The organism is Paenarthrobacter nitroguajacolicus (genome assembly GCF_051027655.1).
Lineage (GTDB): Bacteria > Actinomycetota > Actinomycetes > Actinomycetales > Micrococcaceae > Arthrobacter > Arthrobacter nitroguajacolicus.
Genome location: NZ_CP073234.1, coordinates 2,562,844 through 2,586,454 on the forward strand (window position 1 = coordinate 2,562,844; position 23,611 = coordinate 2,586,454).

At 60.0% G+C, this 23,611-nt stretch carries 24 protein-coding genes; 8 read left to right on the top strand and 16 right to left on the bottom strand.

Features of this window, described 5'->3' with window-relative positions; translation table 11 throughout:
* Window positions 1–2: 2 nt before the first annotated feature.
* The 5 genes from KCX59_RS12180 to KCX59_RS12200 all read right to left on the bottom strand — a co-directional run bounded on the left by KCX59_RS12180 (window position 3) and on the right by KCX59_RS12200 (window position 5,496).
* Window positions 3–1,562 (bottom strand): LCP family protein, encoded by a 1,560-nt coding sequence (locus tag KCX59_RS12180; RefSeq protein WP_179016564.1) that lies wholly within the window; start codon window positions 1,560–1,562, stop codon window positions 3–5.
* Window positions 1,563–1,669: 107 nt separating this feature from the next.
* Window positions 1,670–2,632, bottom strand: coding sequence for a GTPase Era (gene era / locus KCX59_RS12185; RefSeq protein ID WP_017197589.1), 963 nt, complete (start codon window positions 2,630–2,632; stop codon window positions 1,670–1,672).
* Entirely contained in the window at window positions 2,616–3,947 is a 1,332-nt protein-coding gene (locus KCX59_RS12190) for a hemolysin family protein (protein ID WP_179016563.1), read from the bottom strand. The genes era and KCX59_RS12190 overlap by 17 nt, the downstream gene beginning before the upstream one ends.
* The gene (gene ybeY / locus KCX59_RS12195) at window positions 3,944–4,417 is read right to left on the bottom strand and encodes an rRNA maturation RNase YbeY (RefSeq protein ID WP_017197588.1); all 474 of its coding nucleotides are present in this window, start codon (window positions 4,415–4,417) and stop codon (window positions 3,944–3,946) included. The genes KCX59_RS12190 and ybeY overlap by 4 nt, the downstream gene beginning before the upstream one ends.
* Entirely contained in the window at window positions 4,414–5,496 is a 1,083-nt protein-coding gene (locus tag KCX59_RS12200; RefSeq protein ID WP_178992660.1) for a PhoH family protein, read from the bottom strand. Before KCX59_RS12200 ends, ybeY begins: the two co-directional genes overlap by 4 nt.
* Window positions 5,497–5,923: 427 nt before the next feature.
* Between KCX59_RS12200 and KCX59_RS12205 the strand changes: the two genes are divergently transcribed.
* The gene (locus KCX59_RS12205; RefSeq protein WP_179016636.1) at window positions 5,924–6,796 is read left to right on the top strand and encodes a GerMN domain-containing protein; all 873 of its coding nucleotides are present in this window, start codon (window positions 5,924–5,926) and stop codon (window positions 6,794–6,796) included.
* Between the two features lie 30 nt (window positions 6,797–6,826).
* Here the strand turns inward: KCX59_RS12205 and KCX59_RS12210 are convergent, their stop codons facing one another.
* From KCX59_RS12210 to hrcA, 3 genes are read right to left on the bottom strand one after another with little or no spacing between them, the layout of a single operon-like run.
* Window positions 6,827–7,600, bottom strand: a complete 774-nt coding sequence (locus tag KCX59_RS12210) for a 16S rRNA (uracil(1498)-N(3))-methyltransferase (RefSeq protein ID WP_178992659.1) — start codon at window positions 7,598–7,600, stop codon at window positions 6,827–6,829.
* A 2-nt stretch (window positions 7,601–7,602) separates the two neighbouring features.
* Window positions 7,603–8,730: a molecular chaperone DnaJ gene (gene dnaJ / locus KCX59_RS12215; RefSeq protein ID WP_179016562.1), complete on the bottom strand. Its 1,128-nt coding sequence runs from the start codon at window positions 8,728–8,730 to the stop codon at window positions 7,603–7,605.
* Between the two features lie 50 nt (window positions 8,731–8,780).
* Complete coding sequence (gene hrcA / locus KCX59_RS12220; protein ID WP_091467740.1) at window positions 8,781–9,788, bottom strand: heat-inducible transcriptional repressor HrcA; 1,008 nt, start codon at window positions 9,786–9,788, stop codon at window positions 8,781–8,783.
* A gap of 192 nt (window positions 9,789–9,980) precedes the next feature.
* Here hrcA and KCX59_RS12225 point away from each other — a divergent pair, with 192 nt between their 5' ends.
* Window positions 9,981–10,832 carry a DUF3097 domain-containing protein gene (locus KCX59_RS12225; RefSeq protein ID WP_091467742.1) on the top strand — a complete coding sequence of 284 codons (852 nt, stop codon included), beginning with the start codon at window positions 9,981–9,983 and terminating at the stop codon, window positions 10,830–10,832.
* A gap of 122 nt (window positions 10,833–10,954) precedes the next feature.
* On the top strand, window positions 10,955–11,368 hold the full coding sequence (locus tag KCX59_RS12230; protein ID WP_026005318.1) for a DUF4870 domain-containing protein: 414 nt from the start codon (window positions 10,955–10,957) through the stop codon (window positions 11,366–11,368).
* Between the two features lie 32 nt (window positions 11,369–11,400).
* Here KCX59_RS12230 and hemW read toward each other — a convergent pair whose 3' ends face one another.
* On the bottom strand, window positions 11,401–12,630 hold the full coding sequence (gene hemW / locus KCX59_RS12235; protein ID WP_179016561.1) for a radical SAM family heme chaperone HemW: 1,230 nt from the start codon (window positions 12,628–12,630) through the stop codon (window positions 11,401–11,403).
* Entirely contained in the window at window positions 12,631–14,484 is a 1,854-nt protein-coding gene (gene lepA / locus KCX59_RS12240) for a translation elongation factor 4 (protein WP_026005317.1), read from the bottom strand. It lies immediately after the preceding gene.
* Window positions 14,485–14,644: 160 nt separating this feature from the next.
* Between lepA and KCX59_RS12245 the strand changes: the two genes are divergently transcribed.
* Entirely contained in the window at window positions 14,645–15,172 is a 528-nt protein-coding gene (locus KCX59_RS12245; RefSeq protein WP_179016560.1) for a type II toxin-antitoxin system PemK/MazF family toxin, read from the top strand.
* A gap of 178 nt (window positions 15,173–15,350) precedes the next feature.
* Window positions 15,351–15,611, top strand: a complete 261-nt coding sequence (gene rpsT / locus KCX59_RS12250) for a 30S ribosomal protein S20 (protein ID WP_054808077.1) — start codon at window positions 15,351–15,353, stop codon at window positions 15,609–15,611.
* 93 nt (window positions 15,612–15,704) lie between these two features.
* On the opposite strand, the gene holA is transcribed toward rpsT, so the two are convergent.
* Both holA and KCX59_RS12260 read right to left on the bottom strand, forming a co-directional pair.
* A complete protein-coding gene (gene holA / locus KCX59_RS12255; protein WP_178992655.1) occupies window positions 15,705–16,721 on the bottom strand; it encodes a DNA polymerase III subunit delta in 1,017 nt (338 codons plus the stop codon).
* Window positions 16,722–16,813: 92 nt separating this feature from the next.
* Complete coding sequence (locus KCX59_RS12260) at window positions 16,814–17,263, bottom strand: hypothetical protein (RefSeq protein ID WP_179016559.1); 450 nt, start codon at window positions 17,261–17,263, stop codon at window positions 16,814–16,816.
* A 197-nt stretch (window positions 17,264–17,460) separates the two neighbouring features.
* On the opposite strand from KCX59_RS12260, the gene KCX59_RS12265 reads away from it, so the two are divergent.
* The 3 genes from KCX59_RS12265 (at window position 17,461) to KCX59_RS12275 (ending at window position 18,747) form a co-directional block, all read left to right on the top strand.
* Window positions 17,461–17,736 carry a hypothetical protein gene (locus tag KCX59_RS12265; RefSeq protein ID WP_179016558.1) on the top strand — a complete coding sequence of 92 codons (276 nt, stop codon included), beginning with the start codon at window positions 17,461–17,463 and terminating at the stop codon, window positions 17,734–17,736.
* Between the two features lie 13 nt (window positions 17,737–17,749).
* Window positions 17,750–18,082, top strand: a complete 333-nt coding sequence (locus KCX59_RS12270) for a PadR family transcriptional regulator (RefSeq protein WP_179016557.1) — start codon at window positions 17,750–17,752, stop codon at window positions 18,080–18,082.
* Window positions 18,083–18,306: 224 nt separating this feature from the next.
* Window positions 18,307–18,747 (top strand): hypothetical protein, encoded by a 441-nt coding sequence (locus tag KCX59_RS12275; RefSeq protein ID WP_179016556.1) that lies wholly within the window; start codon window positions 18,307–18,309, stop codon window positions 18,745–18,747.
* Window positions 18,748–18,936: 189 nt separating this feature from the next.
* On the opposite strand, the gene KCX59_RS12280 is transcribed toward KCX59_RS12275, so the two are convergent.
* From KCX59_RS12280 to KCX59_RS12295, 4 genes are all read right to left on the bottom strand, one after another.
* Complete coding sequence (locus KCX59_RS12280) at window positions 18,937–19,551, bottom strand: beta/gamma crystallin domain-containing protein (RefSeq protein ID WP_179016555.1); 615 nt, start codon at window positions 19,549–19,551, stop codon at window positions 18,937–18,939.
* A 209-nt stretch (window positions 19,552–19,760) separates the two neighbouring features.
* Window positions 19,761–21,311, bottom strand: a complete 1,551-nt coding sequence (locus tag KCX59_RS12285; protein WP_179016554.1) for a sigma-70 family RNA polymerase sigma factor — start codon at window positions 21,309–21,311, stop codon at window positions 19,761–19,763.
* 115 nt (window positions 21,312–21,426) lie between these two features.
* Window positions 21,427–22,320, bottom strand: a complete 894-nt coding sequence (locus KCX59_RS12290; protein WP_179016553.1) for a MurR/RpiR family transcriptional regulator — start codon at window positions 22,318–22,320, stop codon at window positions 21,427–21,429.
* A gap of 108 nt (window positions 22,321–22,428) precedes the next feature.
* On the bottom strand, window positions 22,429–23,544 hold the full coding sequence (locus tag KCX59_RS12295; protein WP_218648818.1) for an amidohydrolase: 1,116 nt from the start codon (window positions 23,542–23,544) through the stop codon (window positions 22,429–22,431).
* Between the last annotated feature and the right edge of the window lie 67 nt (window positions 23,545–23,611).

The following is a 23,611-nucleotide window of genomic DNA, read 5'->3' on the forward strand; positions in this document are numbered from 1 at the left end:
TCTTACTGGTCGATGTAGAGGGGATTCACCTGTTGGCAAACGGCGTCGCTGGCCGTCTGGTTGACAACATCTGATGGTACTGAGGCTGCACCGTACGCAGTTCCGGTGCCGAAGTCCGTGCCAACGTACAGCTGCACGCCCGCTACACCCGGGGCTTCCTGGACTTGGGCGGCCGGGATGCCGAACAGGGTGGCCACGTCGGCGGCCACATCCGCAAAACCCGGTCCGTAGTAAAGCACAGTTTGATCCACAGGATTAGCCAGGTAGGACACCGTCTGGGCAAATCCGTTCCCCGTGAGCACGGCCATGAGCTCCTGTGCCCGTGAAGCGACGCCGCTGCCGTTGGCAACGGCCACCGGTTGGATCGCTTTGTCATACGCCGGTGCGGCAGGCGTGGTGGCCGTTGGCTGAGGAGCCGGGCTTTCGCTAGGTGCCGGAGTGGACGTCGCACCGGGTGTTGTGAGGTCCAGGTCGGCACGAAGTGCGGCGAACAGCTGTGATGACTGAGGCTCCACGAGCTCCAACCGGTTAAGGTCGACCGCCGCCTGCTGCGTGGGCACCGCCACGAACGCCACCTTGGAAACATCAATGTCCTTGAGCCGCCCACCAATGGTCAACAGTGACGGAACTGACGCGAGGCCCTCGTCCACTGTCAGATTCTGCGTGACCACATCCGCGATCTGCAACAGCCGCTGCGGGTTGCCCAAAGTTCCCTCGTCCTTGAGCTTCCGGGTGAGGGAAGAGAGGAAGGCCTGCTGGCCCTTGATGCGACCGAGGTCGCCTCCGTCACCGAAAGCATGCCTGGTTCGGAGGAATGCCAAAGCCTGTTCGCCTTCCACCAGGGAATCGCCCTTGGCCAGGCGGAGCCGGGAATCCGGATCAAAGACCGGATCACTGACGCAAACGTTGACGCCGCCCACCGCGTGGGAAAGCTCCTTGACGGCGTTGAAATCAGCCATCATGAAGTGGTCGATTTCCAAGCCGGTCAACTGGTTGACGGTATCCACAGCGCAGCCGATCCCAGCCTCAGCCATGGCCTCGTTGATCATCACCCCACTGCGGGCAGGGAACGTCTGGTTATTGGTACGGTCCGTGCACTGCGGAACGTCCACCAACAAGTCTCGCGGGAAACTCAGGACGTTAACCCGTTTGTTGTCCGCGGAGATATCCAAGAGCATCATCACATCGGAGTGGCCATAACCGGTGGAGTCTTCAGTGCTGCCGTATTCGGCGTTCTTTCCATCACGGGTATCGGAGCCAAGAATCAGGATCTGCAGGCGATCCGTCTTGTCATCGACCAGCGGATCACCGGCATTGCGTGTCTCGCCGGCACTCAAGGGGGCCTTGGTGATGTTGGTCTGCAACCGGATAAACCAAAAAGCGGCAAAGGCAACGCCTGCAACCAGCGCAACGGAGACCACGCCGGTAACAATTTTCAACCAAAGCGGCAGGCCTTTGGGCGCCTTCATGTGGCGAGGGGTACCGTCGGTATCCTCTCCATGGCGTGCCCCACCGGGGACAGCGGTGCCGGTGCCCTGCGGGCGGGCGTCACGACGTCGCACTATTTGGTTTACCTTTCATCAAACAGCTGGATCCCCGCAATCATAGTTGCCGTTTCTGGGAAGTTCCTTATCGCGCCCGAAGCCACGCCGGATCCAGTGGTGCCAATTTAGAACCCGAGTTTGACCAGTTGCTTGGGATCGCGCTGCCAGTCTTTAGCTACTTTTACGTGGAGATCAAGGTAAATCCGGGTTCCGAGCAGCGTTTCAATCCCCTTGCGGGCGTTGGTTCCCACCTCGCGCAACCGGCTTCCGCCCTTGCCGATAATGATGGCCTTCTGCGAAGGCCGCTCGACATAAAGATTCACTCGAACATCCAACAGCGGGTTGTCCTCGGTCCGGCCTTCGCGGGGAACGATTTCCTCCACCACCACTGCCAGTGAGTGCGGAAGTTCATCACGGACTCCCTCGAGGGCCGCTTCGCGGATAAGCTCAGCGATCATGACGGCCTCGGGCTCGTCAGTCAGCTCGCCATCAGGGTAAAGCGGCGGCGACGACGGCATGTGGCTGATCAGCACATCCGCCACTGTTGAGACCTGGAAACCATCGGCAGCAGAAACAGGCACAATGTCAGCCCAGCCCTGCTCACCAAGAACGTCGCGTCCCAGTGCGGCGACTGCGAGCAGTTGCTCCGTCAACGCCTGACGGTCCACAAGGTCCGTTTTAGTCACCAGCGCCACGATCGGCTTGCGTCCGACGGCGGCCAATTGGGCTGCGATGTATTTGTCGCCGGGGCCGATCTTTTCGTTCGCGGGAAGGCAGAAACCAATGGCATCGACTTCCGCCAGGGTGTCTGCCACCAGTTCGTTAAGACGCTTCCCCAGGAGGGTCCGTGGGCGGTGAAGGCCCGGCGTGTCCACGAGGATAAGTTGCGCATCATCGCGGTGAACGATACCTCGAATGGTGTGCCGTGTAGTCTGCGGCTTGGCCGAGGTGATGGCAACCTTCTGGCCAACCAAGGCATTGGTCAGAGTCGACTTTCCCGCGTTGGGTCGGCCGACAAGCACCGAGAAGCCAGCGTGGAAGCCACCGAAATCGGCATCGGCATCGAATTTCTTATTTTGCTTGCTCACGTGGAACTCCCTGTTGCGTTGAGTCGGCGTCATCGAGTAGGTCTTCAAAGTCAGTGTCTTCCTTTGGCATGGCTGCCGCAATGATGTGGCTGACCCTGTTTCGGCGACCCTCCAGCCTATCTGCCCGAAGTGAAATACCGTTCACTTCAACGGAGCTCCCAACAATGGGAACCTGACCAAGGGCTTTCGCGAGGAGGCCACCTACGGTATCCACTTCGTCGTCGTCGAGGTCGATATCGAACAACTCGCCCAGGTCATCGATGCTCATGCGGGCACTCACGCGGTACGTGCCATCGCCGAGGTCGACCGCCTCCTCGGCTGCGGCGTCGTATTCATCCACAATCTCGCCCACGATTTCCTCAATGAGGTCCTCAAGGGTGACCAGTCCAGCGGTGCCGCCGTACTCGTCGATCACGATCGCTACGTGTGTGGACTCCTTTTGGAGTTCCCTCAGGAGGTCGCTCACTGGCTTGGATTCCGGGACATAACGAACATCCCTTGCAAGTGAGTCAACGTCATGGGCTTGCATTCCCGGTTCGCTGCGATGCATGGCTGCAGCCACGTCCTTGAGGTATAGAATTCCACGGATCTGATCCGTGTTCTCACCGATGACCGGGATTCTTGAATAACCAGAACGCAGGAAAAGGCCAATTGCAGTTTCGAGGTCCGAGCCCGTACCAATGCTGACAATGTCCGTACGGGGCACCATCACGGAACGCACCAAAGTGTCACCGAAATCGAAGACTGAATGGATGAGTTCAGCCTCATTGTCTTCAATCATGTCCGACTCCGCGGCACGATCCACGAACTCACGGAACTCTTCTTCGCTGACGAACGCGTCGTCCCCGCTCGGGGCGCCAGGTGCAACTGCCTGCCCCAGGGCAACCAACCAGCCGGGGATTGGTCCCAATATCCAGCACAGGAACCTGATCAGCGGAGCAGTGAAACGAACGACGGGTCCGGAGTGGGCCCTGCCCAACTGCCTGGGCGAAACACCCACAAGTACGAAGCCAATCACCGCCATGATGCCCGTAGCTGCGAGCCCGGCGAGCCATACGTTGTCCAGCAAACTGTGCAGGACCACGGCGACGGCAACTGCTGCCGCCATTTCGAACCACACGCGCCAAAAGCGCAGCGCCCGCATATGTGCGATCGGGTTCTTGAGAATGCCCCCCAGTGCTTTGCCCTTGCTGCGCACTATTGATTGCTCGGCCTCATGCCGGGGCAGGAAGTTGAACGCAGCCTCGGCTGCGGTCAGCAGTGCAACGAAGCTGAGGAAAACCAGCGCCATGCCGACCAGGATGATCGAGGTCACTGCATGGTCTCCATGGGGGCATCCTTGCCCAGGAATTCAGACAGCAGTTCCCGCTGCAAGCCGAACATCTCTTCCTTTTCCTCCGGCTCCGCATGGTCAAATCCAAGCAGGTGGAGGATGCCATGGGTGGTCAGGAGAAGCATCTCATCCTGCGTGGCATGCCCGGCGTTGCGCGCCTGAACCTCGGCAACCTGCGGGCAGATGGCGATATCACCCAGCATGCCCTGCGGCGTGGGCTTGTCCGGAGTGCCCGGCGTCAATTCGTCCATGGGTACGGACAACACGTCCGTAGCTCCGGGCTCGTCCATAAGTTCGATGTGCAGCTTTTCCATGGCCGGTTCATCGACAAGGAGAATGGACAGTTCGGCCTGGGGATGGATGTACAGACGCTCAAAGATGAAGCGGGACAACGTCACCAGTTGCGCTTCGTCCACCGCTACACCGGACTCGTTGTTTACTTCAATGCTCATTTACGTTCTCCACGTTGGTACTGTGCGCCTGTGGCGTCTGTGCGGTGTGCGTCGTCCCAGGTGCTGTAGGCGGAGACGATGTCGGCAACCAAGCGGTGCCGCACGACGTCAGCAGCCTCCAGAATGGAGAAATTGACGTCGTCAATCCCCTTCAGGATCTCCCTGACGATCCGCAGGCCCGATGTTGAACCGGAAGGCAGGTCAATCTGGGTGACATCGCCCGTGACCACCATTTTCGATCCGAAACCGAGGCGGGTCAGGAACATCTTCATCTGCTCCGGAGTGGTGTTCTGCGCTTCGTCGAGGATGATGAAGGCGTCGTTCAGTGTCCGTCCACGCATGTAGGCCAAAGGAGCGACCTCGATGGTCCCCGCAGCCATCAAACGCGGGATGGATTCAGGATCCATCATGTCGTGCAAAGCGTCATACAGCGGGCGAAGATAGGGGTCGATCTTGTCGCTCAGCGTGCCGGGGAGGAAGCCCAGCCTCTCCCCCGCTTCCACCGCGGGCCGGGTCAGGATGATCCGGCTGACTTCCTTCGTCTGCAAGGCCTGCACTGCTTTGGCCATTGCCAGGTAGGTCTTTCCAGTACCAGCCGGGCCAATTCCAAAAATCACGGTGTTGTCGTCAATGGCGTCCACATAGTTTTTCTGGTTCAGCGTCTTCGGCCGTATGGTCTTACCCCTGCTGGACAGGATGTTGTGCGTCAGGACATCCGCCGGATTCTGCACGGACTGCGTCCTCAGCAGGGACACGAGTTGCTGCAGGATGTCCGGAGTGACCACCGTCCCCTTCGCCACGAGCCCCCGGACTTCCTCCAAGAGACGCATGATGCGTGGAATGACTGTGGAAGGCCCGGTCATGGAAAGTTCGTTGCCACGGACGTGGAAATTAACGTCCTGGAACTGTTCCTCGATGTATCGCAAGGCTTCGTCGTGGCTGCCCAACGAGTGAACCATTTGGTCGGAGTTGTCGAACGTGACAACTTCCGTGCGCGTACCCGGTAGTGTGTGCGGGAACTCGGTGGGCGGCTGGTTGCCGTTTCCGGTCCTGAGCCGCCCGTTCAAAGATTCACTCATAGTGCTGGCCTTAGGGCCTTTTCTCCTCCGGTTGGTCGTATTAACGCCATCGATTCGACATTCGTGGCCACTTAAAGGCGACCGCCCGGATGCCGGATTGTCTTCAATCCTACGCCAGCCCGGCCCGCGTTGAACCTCAACCAACGGCAACATCAGGGACCGGTTGTTACGTCAGACATATTGTCTCAACTCTGCATCAAGCCGGTATCAATCATGTTTCAGTTGGCGCCTGACAGCCCGAACCCGACCGACCGCCGTCGACGATGTGCCAAGCTGGCATAGCGGGTGGGATCAGCACCCCGCGGTCCGGCCCGGGTGGCTGCGGCCGCCAAGAGAGACACGTTAAGGCAGGAAGCCCATCACGAAGCCAGCAATCATCGGGAATGGCTCGCGCAGTCGGACGAGGTCCGTCATCGCCGTGCCAGCGATGTTTGCTGTCCTTTTGCTGACCGGTTGCATCGCCAACGGCGGCAGTAGCCAAGCAAGCGTTAGTTCGCCACCAGTCACCGTCCAGGACGCCCCTGCCAGCCACGCCCCGCTGGAGACCACGCAGGCTTCCACCAAAATCCCGGTGTACTGGATCGGACGCAGCAAGGAGGAGGTTTACCTCTACCGCGAGTTCAGGGACATTTCGAGCGACGAAAATCCTGTGACCACAGCGCTGCGGATCATGATGGCCGAAAAACCCTTGGACCACGACTTCTTCACGCCGTGGCAGGACCCCGAGAGTCTTGCTACGTCCATCTCGGGCAAGAATGTGATCACCGTTGATATTTCGCGGGACGCCTTCAACTCAAACCTCGACGCCGGAATGGCCCATCGCGCCGTCCAGCAATTGGTCTACACGGCTACAGCAGCAGCTTCGTCCTCCGGACTCATAAACTCAGGCCAGCAAATCCAGGTTGTCATTTTGGTTGATGGACACAAGGACTACATGGCGTTCGGGCAGGTACAGCTCGGCCAACCCATGGAACGGAATGCCTCCCTGGTCGCGCCGCTCTGGATTATCGATCCGCAGGAAGAAACGTCCTTGCCGGCAGGCGTCGTCAAGTTCAACGGCCGCAGCACCGACAGCTCCAGGCCCGTCAGCTGGCAGATCCTCCAAGAGAACGGCAAGGGCGAAAAGACCGGCCTGCTCACCGGTCAAACCAAGGCGACCGGTGAACCAGGTCAGTACGGACTATTTACCTTCAGCGCCACGTTGAAGACCGGAAAGTATGAGTTGCGGGTTTCACAAGTCGATGAAGCCGGCGCCACCATCGAAACGAGCACCGATACCCGCCTGTTCAACGTCGGATAGCGTGCGGGGCTGGATAGCCTGCGAGGCTGCTTACCAGCGGCCCAGAACGTCACTGGCAAGAACGACGGCGGCGGGTCCCGCCGTCGACGACCGCAAGACATGATGACCCAACAGGGCCGTTACGGCGCCTGCGTCGCTGAGCCGTGTTACTTCACGCGGTGAGATTCCGCCCTCCGGTCCAACGATCAAAAGAACCTCCCGCGGTGACCCCGCAGCGTCACTGAGCAACGCAGCCGACTCTTCGAGGACAGTCCGCAAGGGATTCTTGGCGTCTTCATGCAGGATGATGGCCAAGTCAGCGGCCTCGACCGCCTTCGCCAAATTGGCGGTATCCACGATGGACCGGACCTCAGGAATCCAGGCTCGCCGCGCCTGCTTGGCGGCCGCAGTGACCACCGACTGCCACTTCGCGTGGGCTTTGGCAGCCCTTTCGCCCTTCCAACGCACGATTGCGCGCTCAGACTGCCATGGAATGACAGCATCAATTCCTAGTTCCGTGGCCGTCTCGATGGCAAGTTCATCGCGGTCACCTTTAGCCAGGGCCTGAACCAGCACCAACCGGACTCCCGGCTGCTCCTCGAAAAGCACCTCAGACGCCTTCACGGTCAAACTGCTGGATCCGGCGTCCACCACCGTGCCTATCAGCCGCGCACCTGAACCATCCGCTATATCAACGGGCTCGCCCGCGGCCAGGCGTTTGACCGTTACAGCATGCCGGGCCTCGGGACCCTCGAGCACGAATGTGGAACCGGGGATCACCTGGCCGAGGCTGCCCGCGGCTGTGAAGAAAACGGGGTTGCTCACCGCTACAGGTTACCGAGCTTGTCCCGCAGCTTCGCGAACATGCCCCCGCTTGCCACAAGCTTTCCTTCGGTGAACTGCTCATTGCGCAGCTTGGCGAGCTGCTGCAAGAGTTCTTCCTGGGCTGGGTCGAGCTTGCTTGGCGTCTCTACGTGCAGGTGAACCTTGAGGTCGCCTCGTCCGTAACCACGGAGGTGCGTGACGCCCATGCCGCGGAGGGTAATGATTTCGCCCGACTGCGTGCCTGCCTTCACGTCGATATCCTGTGCGCCGTCGAAGGTGTCCAGCTGCAGCTCGGTGCCAAGTGCCGCCGCCGTCATGGGGACGCTCAGTGTGGCATGAAGGTCGTCGCCTTCACGCATGAACATGGAATCGTTGTTGACCCGAATTTCTACATAGAGATCACCGGCAGGACCACCTGCGGGACCTGCTTCGCCCTGCCCGGACAACTGGATGCGCGTCCCGGTTGCGACGCCTGCCGGTACCTTGATGGTGAGGGAACGGCGGCTGCGGATTCGGCCCTGTCCGTTGCACTCGTTGCAGGGGTCCTTGATGACCGTGCCGAAGCCTTCGCAGGAACCACAAGGCGCGGTGGTCATGACCTGACCGAGAATGGAGCGGACAGCCCGCTGTACCTGGCCGCTACCACCGCAAATGTCGCAGCGTTCCGGGTGGGTGCCCGGGCGGCAGCAGCTGCCGTCACAGGTGGGGCAAACCACGGCAGTGTCCACTTCAAGCTTCTTGTTGACGCCGAACACGGCGTCCTTCAGGTCGATGCGGACGCTGATGAGTGCGTCCTGGCCGCGACGGACACGCGAGGCTGGTCCACCGTGGCCGCCACCGCCCCCAAAGAAGGTGTCGAAGATGTCCTGGAACGCGAAACCCTGGCCGGAGTAGCCGCCACCGAAACCGTTGTCGGTGCCGTTCTCATTGCCGGTGGCATCGTAGACCCGGCGCTTCTGGGGGTCGGACAACACTTCGTAAGCGTGGGTCACGGCCTTGAACTGTTCCGCGACATCTTCACCGGGGTTTACGTCGGGGTGCAGTTTCCGCGCCAACTTGCGGTACGCCTTTTTGATCTCTTCCCCGGTGGCTTCCGGCGAGACTCCCAAAACGTCATAGTGGCTGCTCAAAGTCGGTATCTCTTCCTTGTTGTACTGCGGATGTTTCCTCGGACCGGTTTTCAGCCGCCGAGAATGCGGGAAAGGTAACGGGCCACGGCGCGTACTGCTGCCATGGTGGTGGGGTAGTCCATGCGTGTCGGACCGAGAATCCCCACCTTGGCCCCGGAGCCATAGCCGGTAGCCACGACGGACGCCTCAGCCAAGCCGTCGTACGGATTTTCGCGTCCAATGCTCACGGTTACGCCCCGGGGATCATCCCCCATGTCAGACAACAACCGAAGCATGACAACCTGTTCCTCGAGTGCCTCCAGCACGGGACCGATGCTCAATGGGAAATCCACATTGGAGCGGGCCAGGTTGGCCGTTCCTGCCATCAGGATGCGCTCTTCGCGGCTGGTGTCACTGAGTGATTGCAGCCCCTGAGCCAACGTCTGCGCCAGGCTGCGGAGCTCCGGCGGGCACAGGGCGACTACCGATGGCAGCACCTGCGGCAAAAGAGCCATCTGGGTGGCTGCGATGCTGCCGAGGAAGCGGGACCTCAGGAGCATCAGCGCCTCGTTGCTCACGTCAGAGCCGGCGTCGATGACCTTCTGCCCAACGCTGCCCGTATCCGCAATGAGGACCACAAGCACCTGCTTTGGGGCCAACAGGACGAATTCCACGTGCCGGACCAGCGCGCGATTGGAATGGGGATACTGCACCACGGCCACCTGGTTGGTCAGCTGCGACAGAAGCCTCACTGTGCGCTCCAGGATGTCATCAACATCATCCGGGCCCTCAAGCAACGAGTGGATGGCCCTGCGCTCGGCGGCCGAAAGCGGCTTGACCTGGGAAATTCGGTCAACGAATAAGCGGTAGCCCTTGTCTGTTGGGATTCGGCCTGCGCTGGTGTGGGGTGCCGCGATGAGGCCTTCCTCTTCCAAGACAGCCATGTCGTTCCTGATGGTGGCACTGGAAACGCCAAGATGGTGCCGTTCCACGAGGGCCTTTGATCCAACAGGCTCCCTGGAATGCACGTAATCCTCAACGATGGCACGCAGCACCTCAAGCTTGCGCGGCTCACTCATTGCTCCACCTCCTGACGACTGCCTTGGTCCCTACGACCGGTCAACGCGGGATCTCAATCGGACCACCACACTTAGCACTCAACATGCCCAAGTGCTAACAAGTCTAGTATGAGCCACCCCGTTGCTAGCATTGAAACCTCGCGCGGCCGCCTTCGGCCCGCGCCAAAAACCAGCACAAAAGGTAGGAATCCCTTGGCTTTCGACAATTGGGGCCCGCAGGATCTGTCCGCTCCTGGCAAAAAACAGCTGCCGGAAGTGGCCGTACAGCGGGGAATGGTCCTCGAAGACGTGCAGTCGGGCTGGGTGGGCGAAGTCACCCGTGTTGAGAAATCAGGCGGAATGCACGTTGTCTCCCTTGAAGACAGGCGCGGAAAGACCAAGTCGTTCCAGTTGGGATTCGGGTTCCTTCTGGAAGGGCAGGCAATCCGGCTGATGCCTCCTGCTGCCCGCCCTGCCGCCTCTGCCGCCCCTTCCACCCGGACAGCCTCCGGATCCGTGAGGGTACAGGGCCAACGTGCCCAGGTGGCCAAGGCGAGCCGCGTCTGGGTGGAAGGAAAACACGACGCCGAGCTCGTCGAGAAGGTTTGGGGTGACGATCTCCGCGTGGAAGGCATCGTCGTGGAGCCATTGCATGGCGTAGACGACCTGAAGTCGGCCATCGCTGCCTTCAACCCCGGGCCGGGTCGCCGACTCGGCATCTTGGTGGACCACCTTGTCCCCGGGTCCAAAGAGTCGCGCATCGCAGCCGAGGCAATGACGGTACCCGGAGCGGCAGGAAACGTTTTGATTGTCGGCCACCCCTACGTGGACGTCTGGCAGGCCATCCGGCCAAAGGTCCTGGGCATCGAGGCTTGGCCTGCCGTACCCCGGGGGATCGATTGGAAGACAGGAATCCTCACGGCCTTCGGCTGGCCCCACGAGACCGCGGAGGACATAGGCTTGGGCTGGCAGCGGCTACTCGGGGCAGTTCGCACCTATGCCGACCTTGAAGCATCTCTTCTGGGCCGCGTTGAAGAAGTCATCGATTTCCTGACGGTTCCCTGAGCCACGGTCCATGAGCTATCAGCAACTACCGTGTCAACGGGGCGTTGGTCCCCGAAAGTACCTTGGGGCCGGTATTCTGGGACAGCAATACCGCAGCATCTTTACAGCAAAGGGAAGACACCGTGGCAGATAACGCTCCTGAAGAACCGGGCAGCGCCGCAGGCCGGCCCCAGTACCATGGCGCGCCTGCCAACGCACTCCCGTTGACGGCCAGCGAAGACAGGCAGTGGGCTACCTTGGCCCACTTTGGCGGCATCCTGGGGTGCCTGCCATCCCTTCTGATCTACTTGATTTTCCGGGATCGCGGGCCGTTCACCGCGCAGGAATCCAAAGAGGCGCTGAACTTCACGTTGCCTCCCACCATCGCCGCAGTGCTGGCCAACATTCTGGTGCTGCTGCCGGTTGTGGGCAACATCTTTGCCGTGATCGCCACCGCCATCTGGGTGGCCCTCACGTGCTTCTCCGTCTCGGCGGGAATCCGCGTAAACCACGGGCAACCCCACCGTTACAAGGTCAACCTGCGCTGGATTAAGTAGCCCCCGCCTGCCAATTCGGGCGGGCACTGCGGTCAGTCCGGAAGAATCCTGCGGACTACGGCGTCGGCCAACAGCCGCCCCTTCAGAGTGAGGACAAGCCGGCCCTTGAACGCCTGGACGGGGTCCACCAGCTCGTCAGCAATCAGCCCGGCCATCGCATGGCGCCCGATCGCGTCCAAGGCATCCACGGACAGCCCCGTTCCGAGCCGCGCTTCAAGCATGATGCGCTCAACCTCACGGGTTTCGGCGTCAAGGGTTTCCCGGCCGGCAGCCGGCGAGCTTCCTGCAGCCAACCGTCCCGCATAGGCAGTGGGGTGCTTGACGTTCCACCACCGGACACCGCCCACGTGGGAGTGCGCTCCGGGGCCGATGCCCCACCAGTCATCCCCGCGCCAGTAGGCAAGATTGTGCCGGCAGGCCTGTTCCGGCGTTCGGGACCAATTGCTGACCTCGTACCAGTTCAGACCTGCCTGGGAGATCATTTTGTCTGCCAGCTCGTATTTAGCGGCGTGGTCGTCGTCATCGATTCCGGGGACTTCGCCGCGACGGATCTGGGCGGCAAGTTTCGTGCCGTCTTCGACGATCAATGCATAGGCGCTGATGTGATCAGGCTGGTACGAGAGTGCAGTTTCGAGTGACAGCTGCCAGTCCGCCATGGATTCCCCGGGCGTGCCGTAGATGAGGTCCAGGCTCACTGCAAGGCCGGCTTCACGTGCCCACTGCACCACTAGTGGCACGCGGCTTGGCGTATGGGTGCGGTCCAGTACTTTCAGAACGTGTGGGACTGCGGATTGCATGCCGAACGAGACCCGGGTGAATCCGGCGTCAGCCAGCACCTTCAGGGATTCAGGCGTTACCGAATCGGGATTGGCCTCCGTTGTCACCTCGGCCCCGGGCTCCAAGCCCCACTGGTCGACGGCGGCGCGCAGGATCCGCGCCAGGTCTTCCGCCGGGAGGAGCGTGGGAGTACCACCACCAAAGAAAACAGTGCTGAGGGGACGCCGAGGCAAACCCGAAGCGTCCAAGGCCAACGCCGCGAAGTCGAGCTCAGATACCGCCGTAGTAGCGTAGGCATCCTGCGAGGCCCCACCGCCAAGCTCGGTGGCCGTATAGGTATTGAAGTCACAGTAGCCGCAGCGAACGGCGCAAAACGGGATATGGACGTAGAGCCCGAAATTACGGTGCTCGACGCCGGCCAACACCTGCGGAGGCAAAATGCCATCCGCAGGTGCAGGGTCGCCCAGAGGTAGGACGCTGGGCATTTACTTCTTGGCCTTGTCCTTGGACTCGTCAGTGGTCAGGGCAGCGATGAATGCCTCTTGGGGCACCTCCACGCGGCCCACCATCTTCATGCGCTTCTTGCCTTCCTTCTGCTTTTCCAGCAGTTTGCGCTTACGGGTGATGTCACCGCCATAGCACTTGGCAAGAACGTCCTTGCGGATGGCCCGGATGCTTTCGCGGGCAATGATGCGTGATCCGATGGCGGCCTGAATGGGCACCTCGAACTGCTGCCTGGGAATAAGCTCACGGAGCTTCCCCGTCATCATCACACCGTAGGCGTAGGCCTTGTCACGGTGGGTGATGGCGCTGAATGCGTCCACTTGTTCACCTTGGAGCAGGATGTCCACCTTGACGAGGTCGGCCACCTGCTCGCCGTCGGCCTTCCAGTCCAGCGAGGCGTAGCCGCGCGTCTTGGACTTCAGGAGGTCGAAGAAATCGAACACGATTTCGGCCAGCGGGATCCAGTAGCGGAGCTCCACGCGATCCTCGGACAAGTAGTCCATGCCGCGCATTTGGCCGCGGCGGCTTTGGCAGAGTTCCATGATGGAACCAACAAACTCGTTGGGTGCCAGGATGGTGGCGGACACCATGGGTTCGCGGACCTCGGAGATCTTGCCCGTGGGGTACTCGCTGGGGTTGGTGACGTGGATGACCTTCTTGTCCTCCAGTGTCACCTCGTACTCCACGTTGGGAGCCGTGGAGATAAGGTCCAGGTTGTATTCACGCTCGAGGCGTTCACGCGTGATCTCGAGGTGAAGCAACCCAAGGAACCCAACACGGAAACCGAAGCCCAGCGCTGCCGACGTCTCGGGCTCGTAAACCAGCGCGGCGTCGTTGAGCATCAGCTTTTCGAGGGCGTCACGGAGTACCGGGTAATCCGTTCCGTCCAGCGGGTAGAGACCCGAGAAGACCATAGGCTTGGCGTCCGCGTAACCGCTGAGCGACTCCGATGCCGGCTTGGCCAGGTTGGTGACCGTATCGCCGACCTTGGACTGGCGGACGTCCTTCACGCCGGTGATCAGGTATCCCACCTCACCGACGCCCAAGCCCTTGGACGGTGTGGGCTCCGGGGAGCTGACACCAATTTCCAGGAGCTCGTGCGTGGCACGGGTGGACATCATCTGGATGCGTTCCCGGGGGTGGAGCATGCCGTCAACCACACGGACATAGGTGACCACGCCGCGGTAGGTGTCATAGACGGAGTCGAAGATCATGGCGCGGGCCGGAGCATTGGGATCGCCCACGGGCGCAGGGAGGTCGCGGACAATTTTGTCCAGCAAGGCTTCTACTCCTACGCCGGTCTTACCTGAAACCTTGAGCACATCATCCGGGTCGCCACCAATCAGGTTGGCAAGCTCAGCCGCGTACTTCTCTGGCTGCGCGGCCGGGAGATCGATCTTGTTCAAGACAGGAATGATGGTGAGGTTGTTTTCCATCGCCAAGTACAGGTTGGCAAGGGTCTGGGCCTCGATGCCTTGGGCAGCATCCACCAGCAGCACGGCACCTTCACAGGCCGCCAGGGAACGGGACACCTCATAGGTGAAGTCGACGTGGCCAGGAGTATCGATCATATTCAGGGCGTAGCTGTTGCCATCGAGTTCCCACGGCATACGAACAGCCTGGGATTTGATGGTGATGCCGCGCTCACGTTCGATATCCATACGGTCCAGATACTGGGCCTTCATGTCGCGTTGCTTAACGACGCCGGTGTACTGCAGCATGCGGTCGGCCAGGGTGGATTTACCGTGGTCGATGTGGGCAATGATGCAGAAGTTCCGGATGATGGCCGGATCTGTTGCGGCGGGCACCGGTGCGGTGCGGGCCATGGGAGACACGCAGGATCCTTACTGTCGACACTCGCGCGGTAAATTCCCGTCACTGGGCATAGGCCAGCCGGAACACACCGCGCATCTGATCCTCTAGTCTCCCATGAACCGGCGCTTCGCCGTACATTGCGTACCGGGCATCAGCAGGAGCCAGCTGTAGCGTTGTCACATGGCTTTCGACTTGCGCCCTCTGGGCAAACTCATCCTGCGGTCCCTCAAGTCGTTGGGAGGCACCAGCACCAAGACGGCCACCCCGGCACGGACCCGGAGGACGCAGTCCCGGCGATCCGACGTCGAACATCAGCCAGGCCCCTACCCCGGCGACTTCCGCGGTTCAGTTAAGGTCAACTACTCCCCCAAGCCCGATGGCCAACCGGACCCTGGTGAGATTGTGTGGAGCTGGGTTCCCTATGAAGAGGACCACACGAAAGGCAAAGACCGCCCCGTACTTCTTGTTGGTCGGGACCGCGAGTGGTTGTTGGGTCTCATGCTGACGTCCAAGGACCACGACAACGACGCGCAGGCGGGCGAGTATGTCGACATCGGAACCGGCGCCTGGGATCGGCAAGGCAGGCCCAGTGAGATCAACGTGGGTCGCGTCATCCGGCTGAATCCCAACGCGATCCGGCGGGAAGGCGCCGTTCTGGGAAAGTCGCAGTTCCACGAGGTTGCCCGGGCTCTCCAAGCCCGGAACTAGCCGGACTATTCGCCAGGTTCTGCGTGACCCCTGAGTTTCTGCTATCCTTTATAGCTGTGTGTCCGTGCAGGTCGACGGCCATACATGGTTGGCTGCCATAGGCATCCCCACGCCGCTCAGTCGATGGCCAACCTGAAAACCCTCTAGACCATTTCCGCATTAAAAAGAGAGTTCATACGTGGCTAATATCAAGTCCCAGAAGAAGCGCATCCTCACCAACGAGAAGGCTCGCCTGCGTAACAACGCCGTCAAGTCTGAGCTGAAGACGGCCATCCGCGCCGTCACCACCGCCGTTGAGTCTGCTGACAAGGATGCTGCTGGAACTGCACTTGTTGCTGCCAGCCGCAAGCTGGACAAGGCTGTCAGCAAGGGCGTTATTCACAAGAACAACGCTGCAAACCGCAAGTCGGCGATCTCCAAGAAGGTCAACGCACTCTAAGGTTTTCCAGTTCGACTGAGCTGATCAAAAGGCCGGCGCCCATTGGGTGCCGGCCTTTGGGTTTAAACGGAAGCCGCGGTGAACGCGCCAGCTTCAGCGGCGGCTGGCCGACGTGGCAATAACCGTGACCGCGTGCTCCACCGCATAGACAGGGTCACGCGATTCGCCCTTCACTTGGGCATCCGCCTCGGCGATGACTTGGATAGAACGAATCAGGCCCTCAGGGGTCCAGCGGCGGACATCGCGTTGGGCCTGCTCTACGAGCCAGGGCTGCATTCCCAAGTTCTTGGCGATGGTGGCCGGCGAACCATTGGCTCCCGCAACTTTTGCCAGAGTGCGCAGCTTGGCCGCCAGTGCCGCAACCAAAGGAACGGGATCCACACCGGTGGCCAAGGCGTGCCTCAGAGTGGACAATGCCACCGGTCCGTTGCCGGCCATGGCAGCATCGGCCACTTTGAACGCCGTAGCTTCCACTCGGCCACCGTAGTAACGCTCCACGGTTTCGGCTGTAACAGCTGTGGTGGCGTCGGCAATCAACTGGCTGCATGCCGCCGCGAGCTCCGAGAGATTGGCACCCACGGCGTTCACCAAAGCCTGGACGGCTTCGCCTTCAATGCGGCGTCCCGCAGCCCTGAACTCGGAGACGACAAACGCCGTCTTGTCCGAGTCCTTCTTCAGGGGCTGGCAATCAATGACTGGCCAGCCGGCAGACTTCACGGCGTCGAGCAGCTTCTTGCCACGTACTCCCCCGGCATGGCGCAAGACAAGGACAACGTCCTGGTCCGGATGCTGGAGATAGGCCAACCCGTCTGCCAGAAAGGCGTCATTCATAGCTTCGAGGCCCTCGACCTCAATAAGTTTGCCCTCACCAAAGAGCGACGGGGTGACGGTCATCGCCAAGGACCCGGCCTCGTAGGCGCCAGCGTTCAACCGGCTGAGCTCAACATCCGGAGTGCTGGTTCGAACTTGGGTACGAATCCCATCGGTGGCGCGAATTCCGAGGTACTCCTCCGGGCCCATGATCAGGACTACGGCGGCCGGCGCGGCGTCACGCCAGCTGACAGTGTTCGCCGCGACGCTCTTGGCCCGGGTGTTTTGGGCAGCAGCCACTGGTAGTTCCTTCCGGACGTTTATTTTGCAGGCTTCAAGTCTGCCATGTTTGGTGACCGTGCTGCGTTTAGTGATTGTGCTGCCGCCTTGAGCTAAGTGCCGACGACGGCGTACTCGCCTTTCAGTTTGTCGGCCAGGCCTTGGAGGTCCGTTGTTGACGACTGGCCGCCCGCGATTCTGCTGAGATCGACAACCATCCAGTTGGCGCCGCGAACCAGGGGGATTTTGCCCTGACTTGAGTCAGCCCACGTTTGATAGCTTTCATCAAGGGCGCCCTGATTCGGGTACAGGTCTATCTGCACATTCTCTGAACAGACTCTCTGCGCGGAAGCGAGTCGGCCGCCATCGCCCATAGGAACAACCGGGTTGCCAATGGCTTCGGAGTCGCATCCCAGGATCTCATCGACGGCAGCGTACGCCTCATCCATGGAGCTGAAAGACCGCAGTTCATTGCTGGCCGCTTGCTGCCCCGCGCATCCCGCGAGCGAGGCCCCGAGAAGAGAGATCGCTATTGCGATGCCGGCCGGATGTCTACGCTTCATCACTTTCCCCCAAGGCTAATGATCCATACCTGCTCGGACTCCGGGAAGCCCAATCATTGCCACCGTAGAACCATCTCCATTCCCACGGTTCATGCGGCGGATCACAAGAGCATAACCTTCTCCCCGACTGGCGCCACAGGATGAACCTGCTCCGTACTTACTTCTGACTCATAAATCAGAATCCACAGGAGCGAAAGATGGCCTTCCGATTTGCCAGCACCCAGTTACTGCGCGTCCAAGCGGTTGATGACATCGGCGATATCAGCTCAACCGAAATCCACATTGCCTTGATGTGCTTGATTGTCCTGGCGACTGCTCTGGCGACCTTCCTCGTCGTCTGCGTCTTCCTGCTGACAGTACCGCTGGCAACACTGGTGTTCCGTAAGAAAATCACGGCGCTAACCATTGGGCCGGAATCCACCTCGCCCGGCAGCCCACCAACAAACGTCGACTTGACTTCTAAATCTATATAGCTAGATTAGGCGCATGGAGAACTTGGGACGGATCACCCCGGCCACTGCACTTGTCCTCGAAGCGCTGTTGTCAGCAGAGAGCGTGTGGGGGCTGCAGATCGTCAAAGATACGGGCAAGAAGCCCGGTACGGTTTATCCCATCCTGGAGCGCCTCGAAGCCGCTGGCTGGGTGCAAGGGGAATGGGAAACCTCATTAGAACGCAAAGGACCACGACGGCGTTACTACCGTCTCCTTGCCGACGCCCGTCCACTGGCGCAGGAGTTTGTGAGAGCTCAAAAATCACGAACTGCCCCTGCTGCCCGCCCGTCGCCCGCCTTCAGTGCGGGCGAATGGAGCGCTGTATGAAGCCACAAGATGCAGTGCTTGCTGCATGTCTCGCTTTGACGCCGGCACGGCTTCGGCCAATCCGGGAAGAGCAGTGGAAAGCTGACCTACTAGACGGTCCAGGAATGGGCATATCTCCCGCCACTTTGCTGTTTGGCGCTGCATGCTCATCAGCGGCGTCGAGGTTTTTCGACCTCAAACATCGGGGCGGGATGATCCTGTCGCAAATTACCAAGGGGGAAAACATGAAGCTCGTAATAGGTGCTTTGGGCACGGCAGTGGTGCTGGCTGGTGCAGTCACGGTAAGCGTCCAAGCCAACGCGACGACGCCGCAGGATCCCGGGTCCCAGTTGAAGGCTGCCATGGCGGAAGCACACATCGCCGGGTATCTGGGCTGGTGGAACTCAACACCACTCTTTGGAAGCCGCATGGGCCCCCCGGATGTAGTAGGAGTGAACACCAACACCGGAACGATCGTAGAATACTTCAACCGAGCGAAGGCTGAAGCTGGCCAACAAACATTCCCTTCAGATGCCACGTACAACGTCGTTCCTGACTCGACCTGGCCAACCAGCTCCGTAGTCATCATCGACACAGCAACAGACGAAGTCATTGACAGCTTCCCTGTGGATGAAAAGGGTCGCGTCATCTACACACTCGAAGACGGAACAAAATTCGCTGGCTGAAGTCCCAGCTGGCAATCACACAATACTCCCATGAGTATTCGACGAAATACAGCATCAGCCGCTAAGCTCGAACTGCCCTTCGATTCCACGTCGTCGAGGCGCGGAGACGCCCACATATCAACGCAGCACCTTGAATATAGGTTTCAAGGTGCTGCGTTGATATTGTTTAGGGTGCGATTATGAGGTCAACTAGAGAATCGTGACACCCGTCACTGTTACGTTCATGCCGAAGCCGTAGCAGTAATCTCGGGGATTTACGGGACCCAACACATAGCTGGTGTAGTATCCACCGCTGGCCGGAGTGTAGCTGACGTATCCACGATTGTTCCCCGGGCAAACTTTGTAGATGTTCGGCATGTAGAAGCTCATGCTTCCCGCGTTTGCAAAGCAGTATTCTTTTTGGTCGAAATCGCGGACGATGCTGTAGAAGTCCACATTGTTGCAGATCGGGTTAGTGATACGCAGCTGTGGAGTATTCGCGATATCACGCTTGATTGCCTTGATGTCTGCTCCGGTTGTCGTGGGGTAGTATTTCTTGATTTCCCCCAGGCTCTTCCCATGCACGACCATGTCCTTGACGCTGTACATGCTCCGGACTTCATCGTCACCAAGTTTGCGGCTGTTTTCAAGCGTGATGACTTCGCCGGAGTCAATCGTCTCCCCGGCCGTTCCTAAACCTACGTAGACAATACTGCCTGATGAGGTGCTGTCGCCGTCGGCGGCGTTCGCAGCACCTGCGCCCATGCCCATCATGGCAGTCAGAACAACTGCCGATATAAGTGCTGATTTGCGAATAAATCGCATGCTATCCCCCAATGAGATGTTTGATCTTGCTCTTACGCCTCCTAAGTGGGTACTCGCAGTGGAACGTGACGCCAATCACGAATAATGTTCAATGCCCCGATCAACGCCGTACACGCTCAGGAACCAGTCGGACTGACTTATCGATCAGCGGCTCATCAAATCCAATGCGTCAACTCACGAGCTCAATCCTCGCCACGTAGAAGACCCAGCTAGAAATCGTTAGAGAAGCGGGCTGTTTCCATGCCCCCGCCACTGAACTTATAGTCCATGGTCCGCGTCCGCGAGGAGTCTGATTTGTACACGCCCATGGAGAAGACCAACCTGTCCGGATCAACGTTGTCGCTGGTGCAGCGGAACTGATCAACGACTGTGTTGTCGGTTCTACATGTCCATCCCGCTGGCTCAATCAGCTTTCCGGGGATCATCTGAGCCCCGCCGGAGATAGTGAACACTGCCTCGGCTGTGGCAGGTGCTGTTTCTTCTCGAAGGCTAAAGATGACGACGATGTTCAATTCCGCGGCGCTCGTGCCCGGATCTACGCGAAATGACCCAGCAACCTGCGGCGTTGGTGAAGGTGTACCTGCAACGGTCGGCGTAGCGCCCGGCGTCGGTAACACCGTTGGAAGTGTAGTCGGGATCGGGTCGACAGGGACAGCAAACCCCGGGAATAGCGGCGGTACTGACGCCACGGGCGAGCTGCCCCACGCCTGGGACGTCTGCCGCGCTGACAGGATCGGACCAGGACTAACCAGCCTAGGACTGGACGGCCCGACCAAGGCTGGAACCGTTGGAGGCAACTGTTCCTGCTGCCTGACTGTCTCCTCCGCGGCCGGGACCATCGGCAATTGCTCGGCAGGCGCCGTCGTTTGGCCCGGCACAATGGTGGGCCCGGGTATCAGTGATGCCTCCGCGACAGGAACATCGGCGGTCGGCGCACCGGTCCCTCCCATTGCTACGGCAGCTCCAACAGCAACAACTGACGCCGCCAACACGCCGGTAGCCTTCTTCAACAACAGAGGCAAAGCCCCGTGGGCACTGTGAGACCCAATTGCGCTGATAGCGGTCCCGTTCACCCCTGCCGACAGCGCAGGTATCGCCCCTGTGAAAGCTATGCCGGCAACCATGGGGAAGACCACAGCACGCATTGCAGACTGCATGTCATTGAGGTCCACCAGAAGTGCCGTGCACTTCGAGCAGTTGTCCAGGTGCTCCCGAATCTTGCCCGCGGACCGCGAACCCAGACCGTTACGTGCGTAGGCGCCCAGTTGGTTTGAATATTCCTCACAGACCTCGCCCACCGCGGAACCAACATGATTCTGAAGGTAGGCCTGGCGAAGTCGTTCGCGGGCCCTTAGGACCAGGGAGGATATGGCGTTGGGCGACACGCCTAGCAGTGGAGACGCAGCAGCCGGTTTCATCCCCTCAATGTCGACATACCAAAGAACCTCCTGCCAACGTGTCGGTAACGTCGCGAAGGCACCGGCGATGGCCGAAGATTCGAAGTCCGCGATGACCGGATCAGTATCCACATGCTCGCTGTCCAGCACGAAGTCGTCACCCGTGACGCTTGCGCGGGTCGCCGCCTGGTTGTGCTTGTGGGCTATGCGACGAACTGCCGTCAGCAAATAGCCCCGGAAGAATGTATCCGGCCCCTTACCAGCAGCGAGCGAATGGAGAATATACGCAAAGGCGTCTGCAACAACGTCATCAACATCGGCAGCGTTGTCGGCCTGTGCTGAGGCTACATGGCGGGCTGCCAAACAGTGTCGATCGTACAGTTTCTCGAAAGAGGCTAACTGTCCGGAGCGTACCTGCTCGACAAGTTCAGCGTCACTTTCACCTTGGGCAACATGGCCGGCTCGAAGAAAACCGGGCTCAATCGGCGAGCACTGTGCCATAGCCGGCTTCCAAAGTCCGCATACGGTCTTCGGCCGCCGGCCCAAGTTTGACGTGAACCGCTGCGATGAGGGCTTCCACCAACACGGTCGCAGGAACGATGCTGTCGAACGAACCCGCAGACTCCACCCGTGCCGGCAGAACAATGTCCGCATTAAATGAAACCGGTGAGAGCCACGGGTCTGTAATGAGGATGATCTTGGCCCCTCTCACCCGGGCTGCCTTTGCCAGGTCAACGGTGTCTTTCTGGTAGCGACGAAAATCAAAGAAGACACAGACATCGCGCTTGCTGAGGTCAGCTATGAATGTGGAGTCGTTGTTCGGATGCTGGGCGTGCACCAAGGTGTTCGGTCGCATTAGACGAAGGTGTAAGTCCAAGTAGGTGGCCAGGAGGTGAGAGAACCTGCCGCCGATCGAAGTAATTTGCAGTGAGGTATTGCAGAGAAGTGCAACGGCACGGTCGAACTCATGCTCCGGCAGCGAAGTGACCGTGCTCTCGATGCCTTCGACGGCTGTTTCGGCCACCGACCGAGCCAATTCCGGAGCATCTGAATCAGCGCGTATTTTGCCTTGAAGGGTCAGCGGGGATGCCCTCCGCGCCTGCACTTCTTCGCGTAGGGCATCCTGGAAGTCCCGGTACTTGTTGAAGCCCAGTCTGCTGACGAACCTGAGCACGGTGGGGGCACTGACATTGCCCTTCTTGGCAAATTCAACCGTGGACTCCAACCCTGCCGTCGGGTAGTTGGCGAGGAACACTCGCGAGAGCTTGTGCTCTGCCGGGGAGAGCGAACCCTGTATTTGACGGATCCTGTCCGCCAGGGTCAACCGGGCAGATTGGTTCTCAGACTGTTCAAATTGTCCGGACTGCGACATGGCATTCCTTTCTTGCATAAGCGGTAAAGCTGGAAGAAGTTGTGAAGGCTCCGCTTTTGATCCCCATTCAATCAGGAAACGCAAAACGGCTTGACCGGTAGCATGCGGTCAACTTGTTGGGGCGACAACCAGCGGCAATTCATGTGCGGGCAGTAACGTCCTGGCGGCGCCAACGTATCCAGCCAGTAGCGCATGCGCCACATCATGGACATGAGAGTCGTGCGGCACGAAAGTGCTTGAGTGCAACCGTTCCCCGGCGCCGCTGGTACCCACGAACATCATCAATGACGGCATCTTTTCCGAAAAGTACGAAAAATCATCAGAGCCCGCAGACCTGAGATTACTGTCCACTTCCATGCCGAGAGCCAGCAGGAGGGGAGCAGTCGCCTTGACGATGTGCGCATCATTTTCCAAGACGGGTTCGCCTTCGGTGACGGTAACTTCACCACTGCAGCCGTGCGCCGCTGCAACCAACCGGACCGTCTCGGCAAGTCGCCGCAGCACTTCCGCCCTCACCGGTGTGGACATGGTGCGGACCGTTCCGCGGGCAGCGGCAGTACCGGGTATGACGTTAGCCGCGGTACCGGCCTGAAGGGTGGCAATGGTGAGGACGACCGAATCCATGGGGTCCACGTTCCGGCTCACGATGTTTTGCAACGAGACCACAACGTGGGATAACGCCAGAACAGGGTCTGCTGCAATGTGCGGGTAGGCAGCGTGTCCACCCCGTCCGTGAATATTGATGACGAACTCGTCCGATGAGGCATTCACGGCCCCCGGTGTGCACGCCACTGTCCCTCCGGGCAGCAGGGGCTGAACATGGGCCGCGACCGTGGCCCGAACGTCTTCCTCCGCGAGTATCCCCGTTGCGCAGATGTCCTTCGCCCCGGACGGGTACGTTTCTTCCCTGGGTTGGAAGACCAGTGCCATGGGGGCAGCGCCCGCTGTTGAGTGGACGGCCCTGGCCAAGGCAACGACGGCCGCCAGATGAACGTCATGCCCACAGGCGTGCATGATACCTGGCCTTTTAGAAGCCCAATCGAGTTCGGACTCTTCCAACGCAGGCAGCGCATCCAGCTCGGCACGGATAGCAATCGCCTTGCCCGGCCCGCCAATTCGCAGAACTGCCCCTGTTCCGGCCACAAACCTGGCTTGCAGGTCCCCCGGCAATGCATTCAAGACCAGTTCAAGGGTTGGCCCCTCGGAACCGGATAGATCCGGCATGCTGTGCAATTTATGGCGCAGTGCTATTGCACCCGGAATTTCCTGGTCAATGCGTCTCCTGAGCGCC

Excerpts from the sequence above, each read along its gene's own strand:
- ybeY (WP_017197588.1), bottom strand. The coding sequence starts at position 4,417 with ATGAGCATTGAAGTAAACAACGAGTCCGGTGTAGCGGTGGACGAAGCG.
- KCX59_RS12200 (WP_178992660.1), bottom strand. The coding sequence starts at position 5,496 with ATGAGTGAATCTTTGAACGGGCGGCTCAGGACCGGAAACGGCAACCAG.
- KCX59_RS12205 (WP_179016636.1), top strand. The coding sequence starts at position 5,924 with ATGTTTGCTGTCCTTTTGCTGACCGGTTGCATCGCCAACGGCGGCAGT.
- hrcA (WP_091467740.1), bottom strand. The coding sequence starts at position 9,788 with ATGAGTGAGCCGCGCAAGCTTGAGGTGCTGCGTGCCATCGTTGAGGAT.
- hemW (WP_179016561.1), bottom strand. The coding sequence starts at position 12,630 with ATGCCCAGCGTCCTACCTCTGGGCGACCCTGCACCTGCGGATGGCATT.
- KCX59_RS12245 (WP_179016560.1), top strand. The coding sequence starts at position 14,645 with ATGGCTTTCGACTTGCGCCCTCTGGGCAAACTCATCCTGCGGTCCCTC.
- KCX59_RS12260 (WP_179016559.1), bottom strand. The coding sequence starts at position 17,263 with ATGAAGCGTAGACATCCGGCCGGCATCGCAATAGCGATCTCTCTTCTC.
- KCX59_RS12265 (WP_179016558.1), top strand. The coding sequence starts at position 17,461 with ATGGCCTTCCGATTTGCCAGCACCCAGTTACTGCGCGTCCAAGCGGTT.
- KCX59_RS12270 (WP_179016557.1), top strand. The coding sequence starts at position 17,750 with ATGGAGAACTTGGGACGGATCACCCCGGCCACTGCACTTGTCCTCGAA.
- KCX59_RS12275 (WP_179016556.1), top strand. The coding sequence starts at position 18,307 with ATGAAGCTCGTAATAGGTGCTTTGGGCACGGCAGTGGTGCTGGCTGGT.
- KCX59_RS12280 (WP_179016555.1), bottom strand. The coding sequence starts at position 19,551 with ATGCGATTTATTCGCAAATCAGCACTTATATCGGCAGTTGTTCTGACT.
- KCX59_RS12290 (WP_179016553.1), bottom strand. The coding sequence starts at position 22,320 with ATGTCGCAGTCCGGACAATTTGAACAGTCTGAGAACCAATCTGCCCGG.
- KCX59_RS12295 (WP_218648818.1), bottom strand. The coding sequence starts at position 23,544 with ATGCCGGATCTATCCGGTTCCGAGGGGCCAACCCTTGAACTGGTCTTG.